Source organism: Alteromonas mediterranea DE (assembly GCF_000020585.3).
Taxonomy (GTDB): Bacteria; Pseudomonadota; Gammaproteobacteria; order Enterobacterales; family Alteromonadaceae; genus Alteromonas; species Alteromonas mediterranea.
Genome location: NC_011138.3, coordinates 3,382,058 through 3,402,218 on the forward strand (window position 1 = coordinate 3,382,058; position 20,161 = coordinate 3,402,218).

General features: G+C 45.2%; 17 protein-coding genes and 1 pseudogene. 10 read left to right on the forward strand and 8 right to left on the reverse strand.

From position 1 onward, the window contains the following. Positions 1-132: 132 nt before the first annotated feature. The 3 genes from MADE_RS14985 to MADE_RS14995 form a co-directional block, all read right to left on the reverse strand. A complete protein-coding gene (locus MADE_RS14985; protein WP_012519472.1) occupies positions 133-591 on the reverse strand; it encodes a hypothetical protein in 459 nt (152 codons plus the stop codon). Between the two features lie 182 nt (positions 592-773). Continuing rightward, positions 774-1,814: an alpha/beta hydrolase gene (locus MADE_RS14990; RefSeq protein ID WP_012519473.1), complete on the reverse strand. Its 1,041-nt coding sequence runs from the start codon at positions 1,812-1,814 to the stop codon at positions 774-776. An 83-nt stretch (positions 1,815-1,897) separates the two neighbouring features. Next, on the reverse strand, positions 1,898-2,638 hold the full coding sequence (locus MADE_RS14995; RefSeq protein WP_012519474.1) for a glutathione peroxidase: 741 nt from the start codon (positions 2,636-2,638) through the stop codon (positions 1,898-1,900). 236 nt (positions 2,639-2,874) lie between these two features. On the opposite strand from MADE_RS14995, the gene MADE_RS15000 reads away from it, so the two are divergent. From MADE_RS15000 to MADE_RS15015, 4 genes are all read left to right on the forward strand, one after another. After that, positions 2,875-3,570 (forward strand): AAA family ATPase, encoded by a 696-nt coding sequence (locus MADE_RS15000; RefSeq protein WP_012519475.1) that lies wholly within the window; start codon positions 2,875-2,877, stop codon positions 3,568-3,570. Then, positions 3,530-3,859, forward strand: a complete 330-nt coding sequence (locus tag MADE_RS15005) for a hypothetical protein (RefSeq protein ID WP_012519476.1) — start codon at positions 3,530-3,532, stop codon at positions 3,857-3,859. Before MADE_RS15000 ends, MADE_RS15005 begins: the two co-directional genes overlap by 41 nt. 123 nt (positions 3,860-3,982) lie before the next feature. After that, the gene (locus MADE_RS15010) at positions 3,983-6,121 is read left to right on the forward strand and encodes a diguanylate cyclase (protein ID WP_012519477.1); all 2,139 of its coding nucleotides are present in this window, start codon (positions 3,983-3,985) and stop codon (positions 6,119-6,121) included. A gap of 12 nt (positions 6,122-6,133) precedes the next feature. Next, the gene (locus MADE_RS15015; protein ID WP_012519478.1) at positions 6,134-6,451 is read left to right on the forward strand and encodes a GFA family protein; all 318 of its coding nucleotides are present in this window, start codon (positions 6,134-6,136) and stop codon (positions 6,449-6,451) included. Between the two features lie 67 nt (positions 6,452-6,518). On the opposite strand, the gene prsR is transcribed toward MADE_RS15015, so the two are convergent. The 3 genes from prsR to MADE_RS15030 all read right to left on the reverse strand — a co-directional run bounded on the left by prsR (position 6,519) and on the right by MADE_RS15030 (position 11,229). Beyond that, complete coding sequence (gene prsR, locus MADE_RS15020; RefSeq protein ID WP_012519479.1) at positions 6,519-7,880, reverse strand: PEP-CTERM-box response regulator transcription factor; 1,362 nt, start codon at positions 7,878-7,880, stop codon at positions 6,519-6,521. 82 nt (positions 7,881-7,962) lie between these two features. Then, positions 7,963-9,990, reverse strand: a complete 2,028-nt coding sequence (prsK, locus tag MADE_RS15025) for an XrtA/PEP-CTERM system histidine kinase PrsK (protein ID WP_012519480.1) — start codon at positions 9,988-9,990, stop codon at positions 7,963-7,965. Positions 9,991-10,104: 114 nt separating this feature from the next. Continuing rightward, on the reverse strand, positions 10,105-11,229 hold the full coding sequence (locus tag MADE_RS15030; RefSeq protein WP_012519481.1) for a beta-ketoacyl-ACP synthase III: 1,125 nt from the start codon (positions 11,227-11,229) through the stop codon (positions 10,105-10,107). 646 nt (positions 11,230-11,875) lie between these two features. On the opposite strand from MADE_RS15030, the pseudogene MADE_RS20345 reads away from it, so the two are divergent. Further along, positions 11,876-12,253, forward strand: a pseudogene (locus MADE_RS20345) (TonB-dependent receptor); the annotation flags it as partial. Positions 12,254-12,371: 118 nt separating this feature from the next. Here the strand turns inward: MADE_RS20345 and MADE_RS15040 are convergent. Continuing rightward, positions 12,372-14,174, reverse strand: coding sequence for a choice-of-anchor I family protein (locus tag MADE_RS15040; RefSeq protein WP_012519484.1), 1,803 nt, complete (start codon positions 14,172-14,174; stop codon positions 12,372-12,374). A 451-nt stretch (positions 14,175-14,625) separates the two neighbouring features. Between MADE_RS15040 and MADE_RS15045 the strand changes: the two genes are divergently transcribed. Then, positions 14,626-15,423, forward strand: coding sequence for a M48 family metallopeptidase (locus tag MADE_RS15045; protein WP_012519485.1), 798 nt, complete (start codon positions 14,626-14,628; stop codon positions 15,421-15,423). A gap of 100 nt (positions 15,424-15,523) precedes the next feature. On the opposite strand, the gene MADE_RS15050 is transcribed toward MADE_RS15045, so the two are convergent. Beyond that, a complete protein-coding gene (locus MADE_RS15050) occupies positions 15,524-16,366 on the reverse strand; it encodes a mechanosensitive ion channel family protein (protein WP_012519486.1) in 843 nt (280 codons plus the stop codon). 783 nt (positions 16,367-17,149) lie between these two features. On the opposite strand from MADE_RS15050, the gene MADE_RS15055 reads away from it, so the two are divergent. The 4 genes from MADE_RS15055 (at position 17,150) to ruvX (ending at position 20,150) form a co-directional block, all read left to right on the forward strand. Continuing rightward, positions 17,150-17,878 (forward strand): 16S rRNA (uracil(1498)-N(3))-methyltransferase, encoded by a 729-nt coding sequence (locus MADE_RS15055; protein ID WP_012519487.1) that lies wholly within the window; start codon positions 17,150-17,152, stop codon positions 17,876-17,878. Between the two features lie 219 nt (positions 17,879-18,097). Then, positions 18,098-19,048, forward strand: coding sequence for a glutathione synthase (gene gshB, locus MADE_RS15060; RefSeq protein WP_012519488.1), 951 nt, complete (start codon positions 18,098-18,100; stop codon positions 19,046-19,048). 111 nt (positions 19,049-19,159) lie between these two features. After that, positions 19,160-19,726: a YqgE/AlgH family protein gene (locus MADE_RS15065; RefSeq protein ID WP_041912945.1), complete on the forward strand. Its 567-nt coding sequence runs from the start codon at positions 19,160-19,162 to the stop codon at positions 19,724-19,726. Then, a complete protein-coding gene (gene ruvX, locus MADE_RS15070) occupies positions 19,719-20,150 on the forward strand; it encodes a Holliday junction resolvase RuvX (protein ID WP_012519490.1) in 432 nt (143 codons plus the stop codon). Before MADE_RS15065 ends, ruvX begins: the two co-directional genes overlap by 8 nt. Positions 20,151-20,161 lie beyond the last annotated feature (11 nt).

A 20,161-nucleotide genomic window follows, 5' to 3' on the forward strand; every position in this document is an offset into this window, starting at 1 on the left:
ATATAAGCTTTTTTAATAACGAAGGGCCAAGACACTAAAAGCGCATTACATAGACAAACAGTGTTTGCGAAGGCCTTTCACCCATGTCACTTCACTAGTGTTTCGGGCAAGGGTCGCAAACGCGAGATAGATCTATGCTGCGAAAAGGGTTTTAGGTGGGCGAAACTGCCCAAAATGAAGGGTTGTGTATTGCTGCGAAACAAACGACAAGGCAGCCGTTCTGTTGACCGTTACTTCAGCTTCCATGAGCGGCTGTAACAGTGCTGTAGCGCTAAAGTTGTAACAGTGATCAGTGGGGCACTGACACTCGTCATTACAACAAGACATATCAGCATTTTGTGCCATGGTTGCTTCTTCCAACGAGGCATCCAATTTCTGCTCCTTTGCTATTTCGCGCATTAGCATCCCCTGATGCTGACAATGCGGTGCATCGGCCTCGTGTTGAGAAAGGTCCGAAGGTACAGGCTTCATTGCCATTTCTGACATTGAAAAGTTTTGATTATGCAAATGAGATGACGTTTCAAAAGATACAGCATTCCCTGACGACACAAGGGACATCATTAAAAAGAGCATAAAAGCGGCCAAACTCACGCGTTTTTTGACCTTGTTGCCTAGGTTTTATGGGCATAAAACTGTGCTGTACCTTTTTAGGTTTACCTGCTTTCAGTAATACCACTTTACAAGAGGGTGGCTATAGTTGCTATTTGCAGCTTAAATAATAGCGCGTTAAAAGGCCCCGGTAAACTCTGTGCGCAGGGCCCGTTCGTCTTATTTTAAAACTGATTCAAGTAATCGGTTAGCATAAAGCGCATAGTAGAAAACAATGGGTTTGCTTTAGGCACCGCGCATTCTTCTTGCTGGTTAACCATGTTAGCATTGAAATTCATGTCGTTCAGTAAAGTGGAATTAACGACTAAGTCAGCATGGCACAGTGAATAAGACTCATCAATAACGAAAAACGTATTCGGCCCTTTGCTAGCATCCATCAACCCTTCAACACCCGCAATAGGCGTAGTGACATCGGCTTGAGAATGGGCTGCAAATAAGGGCACCTCAATATTGTTACCTTCTTCTATCTTTTCGCGAATTGTATTAATTAAATCCATTAGCTCTAGCCCGGCGAACCCTGCTACGTTAGGATATTTGTAAGGGTTTGGCCCATGTGTCACGTAGCTTCCGTCTATCATTTTAGCTAATAGCTTAATACCCCAAATACGCGACATGCCTTCAGCGTTATCGGATAGTGCAAGAGCCCCTGAAAACAACATTAAGCCGTCTATGTTATCGGCCCCGTCCAAATAGTGTTCTACTGCAAGCGCGCCACCCGTAGAGAACCCTCCTACAATGAGTGTGTCACCCATGCTGTCAGCTAATGTTATGATTTCATCAACATGACTCTGCCAACGTTCAGCCAAATCCCAGTCAGACATGTCGTCATCCGCGTCACGCTTGCCGTGGCCGGGTAGTAACGGCACCACAACGGTAAAACCTTGTTCGAATAAGATATTTGCTATTTCACGCATGAAAAAGGGAGAGTCGCTTAGCCCGTGAATTAACACAGCGACCTTGTCACTTGCGCTGTTGGTAAGCATAAAAGGCCCGTTGCCTTCATTGCGCAACACATTGCTACACACAGAAAAACGGTTAAGCGCGGTTTCCCTACAAGGCTGGGTTTGCCCCCACTCTTTCTCGTAAAAAGCTTTAAACTGCGCCTGCGACTCTTTTATTTCATTATTTTGGGCCAGCGCATTATTGGCACTAGCTAGCGCAATACAACACGCAAGCATTTTTACAAAAGACTTCAACGACACCATTTTTCTCCGCTATGGAATTTCAATAAAAAACGGGAGCATATTAACATGCTCCCGTTTTTGTGACGATTAAAACACAAGTTGGGTTAGCTAAAGTAAGCCTCTAGGTCGTCAGAGCCACCAATATGCTTCCCACCAATAAATACCTGAGGCACGGTTTCACGGCCACTAATAGCCGTTAGGCTTGTGAGTGACGCACCTTTACCCAGCACAATTTCTTCGTACTCATAGCCTTTTTCGTCTAGCAAGGCTTTGGCTTTTGCGCAGAACGGGCAACTGGGTTTAGTTAAAATTGAAACCGGTGGATTGTTTTGCTCTTCTGGGGCGATATAAGCCAACATAGTATCGGCATCCGACACTTCAAAGGGGTCGCCAGCAACGTCTGGTTCGATAAACATTTTGTCTACCACACCGTCTTTCACCAGCATAGAATAACGCCAGCTTCGTTTTCCAAAGCCTAAATCGGCCTTATCCACCAGCATTCCCATACCGTCAGTAAACTCGCCATTACCATCGGGGATAACCGTAATGTTATCAGCCTCTTGATCAGCAGCCCACGCATTCATTACAAACGTATCGTTTACCGACATACACACGATGTCATCAATACCGTGTTTGGCAAACTTTTTCGCCAGCGCGTTGTAGCGAGGTAAATGCGTAGAAGAACAGGTTGGCGTAAACGCGCCAGGAAGTGAGAACACTACAACATTTTTGCCAGAAAATAGCGCTTCTGTCGTTTTCGTTACCCACGCATCGCCTTCTCGACACTGAAATGAAACACTCGGGATTTTTTGGCCTTCTTTTGAAGTAAAGCGACTCTCTGACATAACAACCTCTCGTTAGAAATAGTAATTGTAAACTTTCTATAGGCTTAGAAGCCTAGAATGAGTTAGAGCACAAATCAATAGGTATCGCCCTACATTCGTTAATATCGATTTTGATGCTGAAGTTAACGCCTACCCTGCCTATGCTTTGATTCGAAGGTAAGTACGTTTGCAAGCGTAATTACGGACTATTGGTAGCGCAAATTTTTAATGTAAAGCGACATTCGAGGGTTATCACCATGATTATTCTAGTTGGTGGAGAAAAAGGCGGCAGCGGTAAAAGTTGCTTGGCACAAAACATTGCCGTATATCTTCGCACCGAAAAAGGTGCCAAGGTATTAATGGTGGACTGCGATCCTCAACGGACCACCTCAGACTGGATTCAGGAACGCAAAGCCAACCCTCGCCTTGCAGAAATTAACTGTGTCCAACTTTATGGAAAAATTCGCAACGAATTACTAAGTCTGCGTCAGCACTATGATTACGTAGTCATCGACTGTGGTGGGCAAGATAACTTGGCCCTGCGCTCGTCGATGGCTGTTGCTGACCATATCCTCATCCCCTTAAGGCCGAAAAGACGGGACTTGAAAACGGTACCGCACATGGAAGACATTTTATCTACCTGTAAAATGGTAAACCCTAAAATGAACGCGGCGTTTGTGATCACCCAGTGCCCCTCTTTACCAAGTCTAGCTAGCCGCATTTTGGAGGCAAAAGAAGTCTGCCGCTCATTTGGCATTCCGGTATTAAACGCGGTAACGTTTAGCCGCAACATGTACGACGATTCTGAAGAATCGGGACAGTCGGTGATAGAGAGCGAACCTGAAGGCAAAGCAGCAACCGAAATCAGAACATTATTTGAAGAGCTATTGGCTGGCAAAATGGAGGATGCTTATGAGTTTGCTCAACCTAAAAAAGTCGAAGCCATTAGCTAAGCCCAACCTTCGTACGGTTGAAGACTTTATCGATGACGCCTTACTTTACGCACAGGGTAAAGTGGATTTCGCTAGCAAGCAGTCAACGGAAGAAAACAGTAAAGCCACGGCAGCAAATTGTGTTGTGCCGCTTAAAAAGCCAGACAAAGTACAAGGTATGCGTCACGCTACCTTTACTTTGACACCACAATGTATTGATATGCTTGCCGAGTTAGCCGCTAGGACAGGAAAAGCAAAGTCTGCATTGATTCGGGAGTGGATTAACGAACAGCACCAAAAATTAGACTAAAGTATAGATACATGTACGTATTTTTTTCGTTTTATCCTCCATTATTATAGTATTGCTACGGAAACAGCCTGCTGGAATATTCTGCAACAGCAAACTTAGTCACTGTATAGGAGATAGAGCCAAATGGGCCGTGAAGGATTTAGCACATTGCGCGTGCTCATGTGTGCCCTACTCGTTGCTGTGCACTTTGCTCATGTTAACCCGGTAAAAGCGTTAACGATTTTTGATAAGGAGTTCGCCGACGTTGAATCGCTGTTACACGCAAAACAATATGCCAACGCAGACACCAAGGCACTTCTCCTTCTAGAGCAAGCCCTTCAGCAGCAGCACATGCCTGCAGATATGTTCTCAAGCCTAGGTGAACTGCTTCAAAATGCTTCGCGCTTTGAAGTATCCAAAGCGATATTCAACGCAGCATTAGAGCGATACACCACAGAAGGTGAGCTGGAAAAGATGGCGTCAACGCTGTTGCAGCTTGCGACTTCGGAACGACACCTTTCAAACTACGACACCGCCCTTACCTATGTACGTCGCGCTATGTCTATCGCGCACATTGAGCGCAACGACCTACTAAAAGCCAAACTGAATTTAGAGCTTGGCATTATCCGCCAGCAACAAAACCAGATTGAAGTCGCCCTTGAACCTTTAAAGCAAGCACTCGATTTCTTCAGAGAAAATCGCATGTCCAATGAAATGAGTCTTTCGCTACTGCGCATTGGTGATATCTACAGCCTTCTTAACCAAACCTCTCTTGCGCATACCTATTACCAGGATGCTTTCGACAGTATCGAAGGGTCTACTGACCCGCGTCTTCTTGGCACTATTAAAACCCGTATCGGCGCCCTTTTACTTAAAACTGGCGCCAGTGCGCAAGCAACAGTTGCCATCAAAGAGGGGCTTGAGCTTCTACAGGTGACAAACGATGTGGGCGCTATCGCTGAAGCGAAAATGCTGATGGGCCGCGCCCTAGTAGAAAACGGTGAGACGGCTAAAGGACGCGAGCTGTTAATGGAAGCCATGCGCTTTGCAAGCTCTTCAGGGCAAGCCAAACTCATGATTGATGGTCGCTTGGCGCTGGCTCAGGCTTACATGAAAGAACAGGATTTTGAGCGTGCGTTAGCAGAAGCCAGGTCTGGGACTATCGACGCAAGGAAAAGCCGGGATTTACGCGGCCAGCTCAGCTTTTTATCGTTGCAACTTAGTGCTTTCGTATCCTTAGGCGAGTTTAAAAAAGCCCTAGATATTCAATCTGTAATCCAGCAGTTACGTGAAGTCTTACTCGATTCTGAAAATAAGTCGGCTATCGAAGGGCTTCAGGCTGAAATAGAGCTTATCAGGCAATCGCGTACGCTAGAAAAGCTAGAGGAGTCAAAACAGCTAGCACTTGCCCAAGCAGAAAGGGAGAAGTTGCAAACCACACTTGTCTGGAGCGTGTCGCTAGCGGTAATGCTGTTGACCTTTTTAGTGTGGAGTAGATACAAGCAGCGACGACAAACCATCATTTTACGCCGCGAAGTTCGTCAACAAACCCTTGATCTTCACAAAAAGAATGAGGAGCTCCAAGCCGCCTACAAAACCCTTGAAGAAGTTAGCTTGCGAGACCCATTAACCGGTTTGTACAACAGACACTGCCTCGAGTCTCAGCTACCTGGAGAAATTAGGCGCAGTCAATTTTCTGCACGCCAAAGCCCTACTACCGATAAGGCAAAGCAAGATTTACTTTGCCTCCTTATAGACATTGATCATTTTAAACGTGTTAACGACGATTATGGCCATATTGCTGGTGATAAAGTTCTGTCGTCTTTTGCTCAGGTTTTAAAAAATGTGTTTAGACAAACCGATCTCATTATCCGTTGGGGCGGAGAAGAGTTTTTAGTGGTATGCAGACAGTCTAATCGAGAAGAGCTTCCCGAACTCGCCGAGCGTTGCCGGGAAATGGTGGCAAGTACGCCGTTTGATATCGGCTTAGACAAGCCCATAAAAATTACCTGCAGCATAGGGTTCTCGCTACTTTCTCCTGATAAGAAAGACAACTCCGATGTGGCATGGGAACGCACGTTCGCCGTTATTGACTACGCGCTGTATGCATCAAAACTCTCAGGAAGAAACGGTTGGGTAGGTGTTATTGAGACCCTTGATACAGACTTTAAGAACCGCACGCCAATAGATGAAAAATTTAATTTTACTGGCTCCAGAATTGCGACATCATTTAACAACATCGCAAGCATTCAGTGGCCTGATACCCTCGATAATAAGCAGTAGAGGTCTAGCATTATGTATAGAGGAAGTTGTAATTGCCAAGCTATTCAATATGAAGTTGACCACATTGATGAACGTGATGCCGACAATGAAACCTTGTCTCTTGCAGATACACGTACGTTTCGTGTAACGGTTTCAAAAGAGCAACTACTGATAGATTGCGCACCGTCAGCGTTAGCCACTTTACACGAAGCAAATGGTGAAACCCACCACGTCTGTAACCTGTGTGGCAGCGTCATTTATGTTGAGCGTAGCCCGCATAGTGTGGTGGTTGAAGTTACTTACAGCGGCCATGACATTTTATCTGAACCTCACTGCCAATTTGTTATCTAGCGACAAGGCTAGATGTTTGTTTTTAGTACCGGTGGAAGCTCCTCTCACCGGTACTACAAGCGGCTTGTTAGTCGCTGCTTTTAATGTCTTCCATGTGGTATTTGTCGATCAGCGAATAAAGTGTTGGCCGGGTTACACCAAGTAATTCGGCGGTTTTCGACATGTTTTTTTCCGCTTTTTGATAGGCTTTGCGAATAGCGCGACTTTCGGCAATCTCTCTAACTTCACGCAGATTAAGAGTTTCAGGCTCATTTTGAGCATCAACCGGCATTAAGCCTAAGTCGTCAGGCTGAATAACGGTTCCTTCAGCCATAATTACCGCTGATTTTAATTTGTTTTGCATCTCGCGAATATTGCCAGGCCATTTGTGTCCCAGCATAGCGTTCACTGCAGACTCAGAGAAGCTCTTTGCCTTTGCTTTAAACTCTTCTCTGTAAATATTGAGAAAGGTCCGAGCTAAGAGAATAATATCTTGGTCACGTTCACGAAGCGGTGGGATCAGGATCGGCATTTCCCCTACCCGATAATATAAATCTTCCCTGAAGGTTTCCTCTGCCACCATTTTTTGTAAATCCCGGTGAGTAGCACAGATTACCCGAATATCCACGGGTATTTCGTTACGCCCCCCAACCCGTTCTATAACCCGCTCTTGTAAAAAGCGAAGCATTTTAGCCTGAAGGCCAATGGGCATATCCCCAATTTCGTCTAAAAACAGGGTGCCGCCCTGCGCTGTTTCTATTTTACCGAGCGTGGTTTTATTAGCCCCCGTAAAGGCGCCTTTTTCATAACCAAACAGTTCACTTTCCAAAAGGTTTTCAGGGATAGATGCACAGTTAATAGCTACAAATGGCTTGTCTCTTCTTGGGCTATGTTCATGAATACTGCGCGCGAATACCTCTTTACCTGTGCCACTTTCGCCAAGTAAAAGGGTGCTAATGTCAGTGTTAGCAATTTTCTCTGCGCGACGTACGACTTTCTGAATGGCTTCGCTGTTACCGACTATGCGAGACATTCCCGAGCGGGTGCGAGCAAGAATACTATTTTCATGCTCTAACGTAGCTAGATTAAGCGCGCGGTGAACTAACAGCTTTATAGTGTCAGAATCTATGGGCTTTTGGTAAAAGTCATAGGCACCAAAATCTATCGCTTTAAGCGCATGCTGTTTGTCGTTATTGCCCGTTACAACAATAACTTTGGTACGCGGCGCTAATGAAATGATGTCGTGAAGAATTCTCAACCCTTCAGACGCGTTTGCCGGGTCTGGTGGCAACCCCAAATCCAGGGTGACAACTTTAGGTTCAAAACGACGTAGCTGGGCTATGGCAGACGTATGATCATCAGCAAAAACAACATTGTAATCGGTAAGGCTCCATTTAAGCTGCTTTTGAATACCTAAATCATCGTCTACTACCAAAATGGTATCGGTCATTTCATCATCCTATTATTATACTTCATCCATTAAGGGCACGGGGACTGACCCGTGTCTACTACGGCCTTGTCACTGATAATCTCTATCCTATCGGAAAATACAGCGTAAAACAGCTACCGCGACCAGGTTCACTTTGCACAGTCAGTTTACCACCAATTGATTCTATGTAGGTTTTCGCGTCATAGGCGCCAATTCCCATGCCAGCATTGCCTTTGGTGGTATCAAACGGTTTAAACAAACGCGTTTCAATAAACTCGTTATCCATGCCTATTCCGTTGTCTTCTATCATGACGAGCTGCGTATTATCATCGGAATTACTTGTAATAACCACATCAACTTCACCGTCATCTGCGGTAGCCTGCTGAGCGTTACTGATAAGGTGATAAAGCACGTTTGCTACCTTTTCCCTATCCACCATCACAGCGCGCTCTCTGACAATATGTACAGAAGGAGTTGGGCTTAACCCCATACAGCGGTTTTCTACAACATCATTGGCAATATCGGAAAGTAAAAACTCTGAATTCACGCCCTCTTCTACCGCTTTTTTATCTGTCAGCTGTTTGAGCATTTTCTCCATTCTCGCCTTGGTGTGCTCCAAGGTTTCGAACGTATCGTCGATAAATTCTGGGTTGTGTTTGTGTTGTTGAGCATTGGCTAAAATTAAATCAACCTGGGCCAGCACGTTCTTTAAGTCGTGCAAGACGAATGCAGACATACGGTTGAATGCAGCGAATTGAGCGTTCTCGGCTACCACCTGTGCAGCCTCGTGGTGCTGCATATACGTACCCACCTGCTCCGATACCGCCGTTAAGTAGTCTTTAACTTCCCAATTTAGACTAATCTTTTCTTTATCTCCCGATGCAAGTACGGCGAAGCCCCATAACCCACCGTCTTTCAAAAAAGGGACAAAAAGTTGATAGCCCCATTTTTTTAACGCCTCGCGGTCTAGATTGAGCCCCTCATAGTCAAAGGGCTTTACAAGATAAGCGTCTGTGTCAATTATCCAACCATTCTTGTCGCTGTAGTGGGCTAGTACATCAAGTGTCGTGTGAATATTGCCATTATTTGCAACAGGTGACGCTTCAGCCACACATTCGTAACCGTTTTGAGTCACTTTAAACAGCAACCCCGACTCGTATTGAATGGCATTCAGTACGCCAGTTAGACCCGCGTAATACACCTGTGGCGACGTATCTCCAGCGCGAGTAAGCCACTGAGTCAGCTTCACCCATTCAACGCGGTAATCAAATTGGTTGGCGAAAAAATGTTTGGTAATAAATATTTTAATTTTTGTTCGAAAGGCATTCGACAAAAACACCGTTGCCAATAGGGCAAAAGACATCACCACCAGTATAATTTGAACCGTCGCGCCCCAGTTCCCCCCTAAATAGTTAATCGCGTATCCCACCACCGCCATCACAAACAAGTAGCCGCCTGCCACTAATAAAAGTGAGCTGTGTAGAACAACGTCTCGGGAGATAAATATATCGATTCCCCAATGGTGGATACGTCTGATAGAAATCACCAATAGCGGCATCAATAAAAAATAGATATAACCTCGCGCAGCGATATAGCCAATTTCTACCTGATTAACCATAGTTGCATTGGCGTAGGTAACAAACTCGAATAAGTTGGTAGCGCCAAGATAAATAATGAGAGGCTTAAACGCCCACTTCTCTCTGCCAGCTTGCCGGTAGACCACTTCTAGCAGCACCAGTACTTCTAAGGAAAGTACAATAAGTACTAGAAAGCTCCAGGCCGGATTTACCGCTAACAAGTAAGGAGTAAGAAGCGCAAAAAGAGCCGGCGCTACAATAATTAACGTAACCGGGCGTTTTAATACATCGGAAAAGCGATTAAAGCTACTTTGCAAACAGCCCGCTAAAAACAATAGCCACACTAGCTGTTTAAGCACATCTGCACTTAACAACCAACTAAGCGAGATGGGCCCGAAAAGAGAGGTTATCAGGCTGGTGGACCACAGCGTTGTAGCGGCCGTGGCCAGCACCAAAAGATGCTTGGCCACGCCAGGCTTTCGTACCGTAAATAACAATAATAAAAGGGCTAAGTGCGCCAGACTATTTAACCCATAGCCTATATCTGAAATCATCCTTTTATCTCACCCTTATTATCATTGTTATGAGAACTACAACAGCAGCCGCGCGCACCGTCTCTGTATTCATTGCACCCGATAACGCGCAGAACTTCCCTTTACGCTAGTTGATTACCTTTTACGGATAACCAACGATCCAATTGAGTAGCCAGCGCCGAACGAACAAAGCACACCCACATCGCCGCTAACCAAATCTTCGTGATTTAAGCCAAAAGCAATAACAGAACCTGCAGACGCGGTATTGGCAAACTCATCTAACACGATAGGTGCTTCAGTACGGTCTGCGTCTCGACCTAGCAACCTTTTGCAGATTAAGGTGTTCATATTAATATTCGCTTGGTGTAGCCACCAGCGTTTCACACCCTCAGGGGTAAGATCATGACTTGCCAAATGCGCTTCTATATGTGCTGCAGCCATAGGGCATACTTCTTTAAACACCTTTCGCCCAGCTTGATGGAACAGCTTGTCAGGTCCGTAGGGGTCAACATCTTCTGCGCGGGTCATGTAACCAAAATTTGACCGGATGTTGTTGGAAAACTTGGTCAGCGCTTTGGTGCTTAGCACATCGTAAACGTGCTCGCTTTTAGCGGTTTCAGCTAGCTCCAATACGGTAGCCGTTGCGACGTCGCCAAAAATGAAGTGGCTGTCGCGATCTGTATAATTGATTTGTGGGGAAACTAGCTCAGGGTTGATAACCAATACCCGCGACGCATTTTTCGCACAAAGCATCTCGTAGGCCCGGTGCATACCGAAGGTGGCCGCTGAACAGGCTACCAACATATCAAAGCCAAAACCTTCAATGTTTAACGCCTCTTGAACCTCAATGGCAATAGCAGGATAAGCGCGTTGCGTGTAAGCACACGATACAATTACCGCGTCTATATCCGCTGCTTCTAGATTAGCCGATGCTAATGCTAGCTTAGCGGCTTCAACGGCAATTTCAGCTTGATGCGAAAGCTCATCATCGCCACGGGGGGAGATTTTCGGCTTCATTCGCTTAATATCAAGCGCACCCTCTTTTTGATAAATGTAGCGGCTTTTGATACCTGATGCCTTTTCAATAAACTCGGCACTTGAGTAAGGCATCGCGGCGATTTCACCTGCGTCTATCTGGGCTTTATTGTCTTCGTTAAACGCATCAACGTAAGCGTTATAACTATCTACTAATTCTTCGTTCGTAACACTGTCTTTAGGGTGCCATACACCAACACCGCTAATCACAACTTGCTGAGACATAAGCATTCTCTACTATTAGTTAATACCACACGTGTATTGAGCATTGCGTTACTGTGTGTCCTGAACGCACTACTACTCGCGCAATTTACCGCTCTCTTACCTCCACAGGGGTAGCGACGGCGTTTTATGACCTATAGCTTACCTCAATCCTCTTTCAGTGTAACCATAGCTAACGTACCCAAACCCACTTTCAGCGGCATATCAGTACCTCAACAAAATTGACCTGACCAATAAAACACCAAAATGGGATTATTCAGTTTAAAATCTGTTTCCGTCAATTCTCCCCCCGCACTCTATTTCAAAATCAGTTCAAAATTCGCTACGCTAAAAACCTAAGAACATGAAAGTTAATACTTATTTAGATTGGCACACAATAAATAGGCAGAAAATACATTATCTTCCACCTCCCTTCCTCAACAAAATATTTACAAAAAAATGACCTCCCCCCTGTTATTGGTTGACAAATTGGCAAGATAGAAATAGGGTTAAATTACAAAATTGGTAATAACAACAGTCATGAACTTATAGCAGCTTGCAAGTAAACGACTAGCTGATACCAATGGTGACAAGGTTGTATCGAACCTTTAGAAATTTAAAGAAGAGGAAAAGATAATGTCTAAACCAGCTATTGGTTTCATCGGGCTTGGCCTTATGGGCAATGGCGAACTACAATACAGAAATGTAGGGCAAGTTTATTCGTGGTAACTTTGGCGTACGCGTTGTAAATACTGAGGTTACGTCTATTGGTTTTAGAAGCGCTTTTGAAGTTATTGAAGGTGAGCTTGGTACGTTAACGCTAGTTGAAGACGATTCGATTGTAGAGCGTATTGAAGGCGGTGGCAGCTACACTGAAGTCCTACCAAGCGCAAACTTTGTTATGGATTACAGTGATGACATTTTATTGCGTGCGGGTATTTATCGCGGTATGTCACGCGCAGACCCGTCAGACTTGGGTTACAGCCGCACATTCCAAACTGATGACGAGGTTGCCCCTACCACTATCTCAGACTTAATTGTAGGCGTTACCGCTAAGTACTAATAAAACGTACAAACAATGCCTCGGCAATGCTGAGGCGTTTGTGAAAAGCCAATAAAAAACCCGCTTCATGAAGCGGGTTTTCTTATCTCGTTTAAGCGACAAGTTATAGTTGGTTGATTTGCCAAACGGTTACTGTACCGCTTACTTCATTACCTACCACTAACAGCGGCACACCACTAGGGCTGTCTTCTGCGCTGACAAATACCAGGCTCTCAGGAGCAAGGTCGCCAATCACGTCATCAGCAGTTAGGCCTTCTGTAAGGTCACGATTAATCACATACTCTGCAAACTGAACGTCGTAGGGGTTGGTGACGTCATAGACGAAAATACCGCCCATGCGCTCTGTACCGATGAACGCATAAGTGCGATCGCCAATTTGGCCCACGGTGAGTGCTTCTGGCTCTGGTCCTTTATTCTCAGAGCGAGAATCGCCTTCGTTTTCATCATCACCGTTATTAAACTGCGCACCATGCACAGAAGCCGTAATACGCTCGAAGTCATCACCTGAATCATAAACAACTAAACCGTTTTGATCCCAAATGGTAAATGAACGGGCACCGTATGCGTACGCGGCGTCATACTCGCCATTGCCATCCGCATCACCCATGGCTGAAGTAACGCGTAAATTATCTGCTTCGCCAGTAGCTTGAAGCATAGCTAACTCAGAATTTGCAGCAGCCGTCAGGTCTTCTACTTTGACTTCGTCGGTGTAAGCTAAACAACCATCATCTTCATCGAAGTCTACGCCACCCGCTGCCGTGCAGGCTGCTTCGTCTGCCGCGTCAAAGAAATACTCTCGTGCGTCACCTTCATTAGCCGTCACAATAAACGTAGCATCTTTCCACGTGAAGTTAGCGATGGTATCCGGTTGATATACACCGTAAAGCCCAGTGTATTGACCAAAACTAACCGAACCGTCTTCTTGTATGTCGATATTAAGGCCGGCCCACGTCTTCGTGCCCAACCCTACAACATCTATCGTTAGCTCTTCTAAATCTAAAATAGCAAGGCCGTTGTTTTCCTGAAGGCTGATATAAGCCACATCGTTGGTTGCTGTAATGTACTCAGGCTCAAGGTCTTTAGCGACAGATGAGGTAATAGCAGTGCCATTGATTGTGCGCCCTGCTGGGTTAGGGAACATCATGCCCTGAGCCATCAAGTCGGCTTCGCTGCCGTTTAGCGCACTAAAGCCCACGGTAGTGCCAGTTTCTTCAGGCTCACCGCTTGCAAGAATATTAATAACAGAAACTGAACCTTCAGGGTCGACGGTGTAATCGTCAGATGGCTCACCTTCGTTTGCAACCAATACCTTTCCGCCGTCTGGCGTGAAGGTAACCATATCAGGTAATGCACCAACTTCTACCGAATCTAGGAAGGCAGGTGCTGAACTGTCTAGCCCGTTGTAAAACAGTACAAAACCATTATCTGTTTTAACAGCGGCGGGTACCGCCACCGCCATAAGGTCACCGCTTATGGCAATACTGGTAAGGCTACCAAGCGCTACACCATTGATATCTGCTGGCAGTGCAATAGTGGTAGGCGTAAGCGAAGTGGTGTTAATTGGGTCTGCCATAGTGGCTGAACTCACACCAGACGCGTCGATGATAGCTATGGTATTGGTTTCACCATTGGTTGCATAAATCGTGCTGGTTTCAGCATGGTACTGAACAATTTCAGCAGCCGTTTGATTACCTAAAAATGCGCGACCAACAATGTCCATAGCAATACCGATTGATGCATCGGTACCATCGCTACCGTCTGTACCGGGTTCACCCTGCTCACCTTGTGGCCCTTGTGCACCGGTCTCCCCTTGCGCTCCATCGTCGCCGTCAAGGCCACATCCCGTAAGTGCCGCTGAAACTAAAAATGCGAGTAATCCATATTTAAACTTATTACGCACTGCCATTTGATTTCCTTTTTATTTGTATTTTTGTCGTACGTTACGAGGTTTCAGAAATCTCAGAGTTTTCCATTTCTTCCTGAGAAAAGTATTAGGGAAAACGGTGATTTCACGAACTAGTACACCAGAAAATTTATGTAACTTCTATGTATAAATTAGAATCAGTTTATGACACAAATATTAAATAGGCAAAGGTGGGTAACTTTTCTATAACACAGACAAGTATTTAAGCCATACTCGCCTAATTGTAACCACACATTTCAAATAATCGTGTTAGCGCTCTACTGTCTAAAATTTAAAGGAAAAAAGTAAGACGTCTACCGCAAAGGTATAGTTTTATTTATAAGCACTATCTGATACTAATATCGCCATATAAACGTACCACCTAAACAACATAGCGTTTTTTTGCAGGGTTTACTGCGTGTACTATTAAGTTTGGCTATTAAAAGGATTAACCATGAAATTGAAATTCACAGCCTCGGCAGTGATGGCAGCAGCGCTCACGTTAACAGCTTGCGCAACCTCACCGACGGGAAGAAACCAAGTACTACTTTATTCTGAAAGCCAATTGGCGCAAATGGGCGATCAAGCTTTCACAGGTATGAAAGAAGAGTTAAAAATTTCAAATAAGGCCGTGCAAAACTCTTACGTAGAATGCGTTGCAAACGCGATTACCGCGCAAGTTCCGGCGAGTGTTTTTAACGGGCAATGGGAAGTCGTTGTTTTTGATGATGAACAAGTGAACGCGTTCGCACTGCCTGGCGGTAAAATTGGCGTGTACACCGGGTTGTTGAAAGTCGCTGAGAATCAGCATCAACTTGCCGCGGTTATTGGTCACGAAGTAGGCCACGTTATCGCTGAGCACGGTAACGAACGTATGTCTCAATCTACCCTAATAAACGTGGGCAGCCAAGCTGTTGGCCAAGTGCTTGCGGCGAACGAAGTCCCCCAATCTGGCCCGATAATGGCGGCGATAGGCTTAGGTGTTCAAGTTGGTGTTCAACTTCCTTTTAGCAGGACTCATGAATCGGAAGCAGACGTTATCGGTTTACAACTCATGGCAAAATCGGGGTTTGACCCAAGACAATCTGTTAACTTGTGGCAGAATATGGATGCAGCGAGTAGCGGCGACCGCCCTATGGAACTCTTATCCACTCACCCCGCGCCACAAACCCGTATAGATAACTTGCAAGCAAATATGCCTGACGCGTACGCCGATTATCAAGCAACGGCGTATAGACCAAACTGCCGATAGGTTGAATACACTTACGCGATATTGACTCTTCAATTCGCTTTTTACACGCAAAAAAAACGCTGCAAATTAGCAGCGTTTTTTTCGTGATAGAAACAAGCGATTATTCGCTGTCTTCTTTGTGAAGGTGCACATCCATTTGTGGGAATGGAATTGAAATACCTTCTTTGTCGAAGCGCAGCTTAACTTGTTCTGTAAAGTCGAACTTCACAGCCCAGAAGTCTGCAGCATTTACCCAAGGACGTACGACAAAGTTAACGCTACTATCGGCCAATTCAGAAACCGCTACGGTTGGCGCAGGCTCAGCAAGAATTCGATCGTCCGCTGCAATCATTTCTTGCAGCACTTGCTTAGCTTTTAGCAAGTCAGCGTCGTAACCAATGCCTACAACCATATCTACACGGCGAGTATCTTTAGCCGAGTAGTTAGTGATGTTACCGCTGTAGACATTCCCATTTGGAACGATAATTTCTTTGTTGTCTGGCGTATTCATTGTGGTTGTGAAAATGCCAATCTTTTTGATTGAACCAGCAGTACCTGCAGCTTCAACGAAGTCGCCCGCTTTAAACGGCTTAAATACCAGTAGCATTACGCCAGCGGCGAAGTTCTTCAAAGAATCCTGCAACGATAGACCAATCGCTAAACCAGCAGCACCGAGAATAGCAACCAACGATGTGGTATCTACACCTAGCTGATCAAGTGATGCCACAATAACAAAGAGCATCAAGATAGCGCTTAGAATAGCTTCTAGGAAATCTACTAGCATGTCGTCATATTTAGACTTTGACATCACACGTCTAAATATAGAAAGAAGGAATCCAACTACAATCCTACCTATTACATAAATCGCAATCGCCATCGCAATGTTAATACCCCACGGGATAGCGTAATCGTTTATGTACCTTTCAACATCGCTTGCAGAAAAAAGCGAAAGTTTCTCTTCCATAATATGGTCCTTGTCATGGTTAGTTGTTAAATGCGCAATTACGTTAGCAGCAATTCGTATGAACACCAATACAATATAGGCCCAAACAGCTTAAATTTGCTCTAAAGTCTAAGCTTCATAGCCCTTTGAAAGTGTTAGTATTATCCGAAAGTAGTGATGTAAACCTCCGTTCGCGCACTCTCCTTAGACTAAAGTTTGAGTATACTTTTGAATAATTGTCACACCTTTGTCACGCAGTCAAAGCAAACTTGTCTATGAAGCCTAAATGCGCTTTTTACTTTTCAGATTGCTGGAAGTTACCGAGTTTTAAGATAATTTTTTTGATGATTTTTTAGCCGTAAAGCTTTAGACTAAAGTCTCATTCAACGCGTCGATCTATTCCCTTTTTCTACTGGCGACGATCGACGGTATGAACGAGCTTTAGCAAACTATGTCAATTAAAGGATTAACGCATGTTGCTTCTCATAACACTCTTTTCAGTTGTTTTGTGTTTATTTTTGTACTCACTGCGCACTGATAAAGGAAAACATACCAAGTATGCAAGAGCGGACTACCGCCCAGCACCAAAGTCGAAGCCATCAACCTCAGTGTTGAAATCAACTTCGGACAACTCTTCGCCTTATGCGGCTTAGAGCAACCACACGAGTCAAGTGATTCTAAAATAGGCAGCGTGCTGCCGTTTATGTAAATTCTGAAGTAATTATTTACATGATGTCGTCGGTAGCATTGCAACCTGTATTTACACACGTATTATACGCAGTAAAAGCAAACACCTAATTTACTATGCGTATACCTAGAGTTTATTACCCCAATCCTATTCCGTTAGAGCAAGAATTCGAGTTAACCGAAGATGCAGGGCATCACATTGCTACCGTACTGCGCATAAAGCCCAATCGTCCCATTGTACTTTTTAACGGCGACGGCAATGAATACAGCGCACAAGTTATCAGTGTTCAAAGAAAGAAAGTAATCGTAGAAGCCGATGCTTGCCTTTCCCTAGCTAAAGAATCTCCTCTTCACCTACATCTCGGCCAAGGTGTATCTAAAGGCGACAGGATGGATACGGTTCTTCAGAAAAGCGTTGAGCTTGGTGTGTCAGAGATAACACCAGTGATTACCGAACGCTGCACCGTGAAGCTCGATGAGTCTCGCTGGGAAAAGAAAATCCAGCAATGGCAGAAGATTGTTATCGGAGCTTGTGAGCAAAGTGGGCGTAATATTATCCCTAAGCTAAACGCGCCGGTGAGCCTAAACACTTGGCTATCATCTTCAACCAATACCACACGACTGGTGCTTGCACCAGGCGCTGAACAGCCGCTAGCAAGACAGCCATACAACGCACAGGGGTTTCGTTTATTAATTGGTCCAGAAGGCGGGTTATCAGACACGGAAATACATCAAGCCAACGAAAATGGGTACCAATCTGTTAGTTTGGGACCGCGTATTTTGCGAACTGAAACCGCGGCCATAACAAGTTTAAGCATACTTCAAGCGCAGCACGGCGATTTTTAGTTCCCACTATTAGACTGGTGCCCTATCAAGTAAAATAGGGCTTACTCCGTGTTATAAAGAGTGCTATTTTCAACAACTTGATATTTGTTGCTAAGGTACAAAGCGCCCTAACCTTTAGGCGTCACGTATCTTGAAGAATTCAGCTACGTCCCAATATTAACAATCTATCAGATAAGCCCTGTGTGCAGGCACTTTATAAACATTCAAGGTGAAAACATTATGCAATATACCGTTGGCGTAATCATGGACCCCATTGCGAACATTAAGCCACATAAAGATACGAGCTTCGCGATGATGCTTGAAGCACAGCGCCGCGGTGCAAAGGTTGTTTATTTTGAATTGAAAGACTTGTATTTAGACAATGGTAAGCCGATGGGTCTGGCTAAAACCGTATTGGTGAAAGACCAAGCAACCGACTTCTACACCATTGAAGATGAGTCTACCGTTCATTTGGGCGACATTGATGTGCTGCTTATGCGCAAGGATCCGCCGTTTGACAGTGAATTTTTATATGCCACTCAGGTACTCTCATTAGCGCAAGATGCAGGTGCGCTGGTGGTGAATAATCCGCAGGCTCTTCGCGATTACAACGAGAAGTTGTTTACTTCGTATTTTCCAGAGCATATCCCCCATACCATGGTGTCGAACAATCAAGCGTTAATTCGCGAGTTCCACGCTAAGCACCAAGATATTATTTGTAAACCGCTAGATGGCATGGGCGGCGCCTCTATCTTTCGCGTGAAGCCTGATGGCAATAACCTAGGTGTTATTATTGAGACGCTAACTCAGTTGGGCACGCGATATATGATGGTGCAGGAATACTTGCCAGAAATTAAAGATGGCGACAAGCGCGTGCTAATTGTCGATGGCGAAGTGATGCCCTACTGCCTAGCACGCCTGCCCACCAAAGGGGAAACCCGAGGAAACTTGGCCGCAGGGGGTACGGGACGTCCACAGCCAATTTCAGACTCGGATAAAGCGTTAGCAGAAGCGATTGCGCCCACCTTGAAAGAAAACAACATTCTTTTTGTGGGGCTTGATGTTATTGGCAATAAGATTACCGAAATAAACATAACCAGCCCAACGTGCGTAAGAGAAATAGAAGCAGCCTACGACGTTAATATAATGGGTGCATTATTTGACGCCATTGAAAAGCGCTTAGCTAAGTAATAGGTATAAAACTAGTGTCCAGTTGCCACTGCTTATAACGCATAACGAAACATGAGTGTACAAAATGCAGCCGCTATTAATTGGCAGCGAAAGACAAATGAAAGAAGATTTATGACGGAATTGAAAAGCTTACAAAACCACTTTTTAGTCGCGATGCCCAGTTTGGACGATCCGTACTTTTCTCGTTCACTTATTTATGTATGCGAGCACAACGCAGAAGGCGCAATGGGCATAGTGGTAAACCAACCTTCTACGATGAACGTTAAGCAGCTTTTAGAGCAAACAGACAAAGCGCTTATGGTATCTGATGATAAAGCTGAGCAAATAGTGTTAGCCGGCGGCCCGGTAAACCAAGAGCGAGGGTTTGTGCTTCATTCATCCCAAAAAGAATGGGCATCTAGCCTTAAGCTTGCGCCTGGGGTCATGGTGACTACGTCGAAGGACATACTTACCGCTATTGCCAATGACGAAGGCCCAGATGATGTTTTAATTGCCCTTGGGTACGCAGGGTGGACAGCCGGTCAGCTAGAAAAGGAAATGCAGGAGAACGCATGGCTCACCATCGAGGCCGATGAAGAAATCCTCTTTAATACGCCTATGCACAAAAAATGGCAGGCCACTGTGAATAAACTCGGTGTGGATGTTTGGCAGCTAGCACCAGGAGCCGGTCATGCCTGAGTTAGGCAGTCGTACTGTATTAGCGTTCGACTTTGGCACTAAGAGTATTGGTGTGGCAGTTGGCCAAGAAATTACCGGTACAGCCTCACCTCTTCCCGCGTTAAAAGCTCGCGACGGTATTCCAGACTGGAATGTAATTGAAAAGCTTTACGAAGAGTGGCAGCCTCACGTGGTAGTGGTAGGCTTGCCCCTTAATATGGACGGCACCGAACAGGAAATGACGCAGCGTGCGCGAAAGTTCGCTAACCGCCTTCACGGGCGTTTTCGCGTTGCAGTAGAAACGTGTGATGAGCGCCTCACCACAACTGACGCCAAATCTATGCTATTTGAATTAGGTGGGTACAAAAAACTGACAAAAGACAAAGTCGATAGCGTGTCGGCCTGCGTTATTTTCGCCAGTTGGAATGAAAGCCAATACGAGTAGCGTTTAACGCA

Coding starts and splice junctions, on each gene's coding strand:
- MADE_RS14990 (WP_012519473.1), bottom strand. CDS start 1,814: ATGGTGTCGTTGAAGTCTTTTGTAAAAATGCTTGCGTGTTGTATTGCG.
- MADE_RS14995 (WP_012519474.1), bottom strand. CDS start 2,638: ATGTCAGAGAGTCGCTTTACTTCAAAAGAAGGCCAAAAAATCCCGAGT.
- MADE_RS15000 (WP_012519475.1), top strand. CDS start 2,875: ATGATTATTCTAGTTGGTGGAGAAAAAGGCGGCAGCGGTAAAAGTTGC.
- MADE_RS15005 (WP_012519476.1), top strand. CDS start 3,530: ATGAGTTTGCTCAACCTAAAAAAGTCGAAGCCATTAGCTAAGCCCAAC.
- MADE_RS15010 (WP_012519477.1), top strand. CDS start 3,983: ATGGGCCGTGAAGGATTTAGCACATTGCGCGTGCTCATGTGTGCCCTA.
- MADE_RS15015 (WP_012519478.1), top strand. CDS start 6,134: ATGTATAGAGGAAGTTGTAATTGCCAAGCTATTCAATATGAAGTTGAC.
- prsR (WP_012519479.1), bottom strand. CDS start 7,880: ATGACCGATACCATTTTGGTAGTAGACGATGATTTAGGTATTCAAAAG.
- prsK (WP_012519480.1), bottom strand. CDS start 9,990: ATGATTTCAGATATAGGCTATGGGTTAAATAGTCTGGCGCACTTAGCC.
- MADE_RS15030 (WP_012519481.1), bottom strand. CDS start 11,229: ATGTCTCAGCAAGTTGTGATTAGCGGTGTTGGTGTATGGCACCCTAAA.
- MADE_RS15040 (WP_012519484.1), bottom strand. CDS start 14,174: ATGGCAGTGCGTAATAAGTTTAAATATGGATTACTCGCATTTTTAGTT.
- MADE_RS15045 (WP_012519485.1), top strand. CDS start 14,626: ATGAAATTGAAATTCACAGCCTCGGCAGTGATGGCAGCAGCGCTCACG.
- MADE_RS15050 (WP_012519486.1), bottom strand. CDS start 16,366: ATGGAAGAGAAACTTTCGCTTTTTTCTGCAAGCGATGTTGAAAGGTAC.
- MADE_RS15055 (WP_012519487.1), top strand. CDS start 17,150: ATGCGTATACCTAGAGTTTATTACCCCAATCCTATTCCGTTAGAGCAA.
- gshB (WP_012519488.1), top strand. CDS start 18,098: ATGCAATATACCGTTGGCGTAATCATGGACCCCATTGCGAACATTAAG.
- MADE_RS15065 (WP_041912945.1), top strand. CDS start 19,160: ATGACGGAATTGAAAAGCTTACAAAACCACTTTTTAGTCGCGATGCCC.
- ruvX (WP_012519490.1), top strand. CDS start 19,719: ATGCCTGAGTTAGGCAGTCGTACTGTATTAGCGTTCGACTTTGGCACT.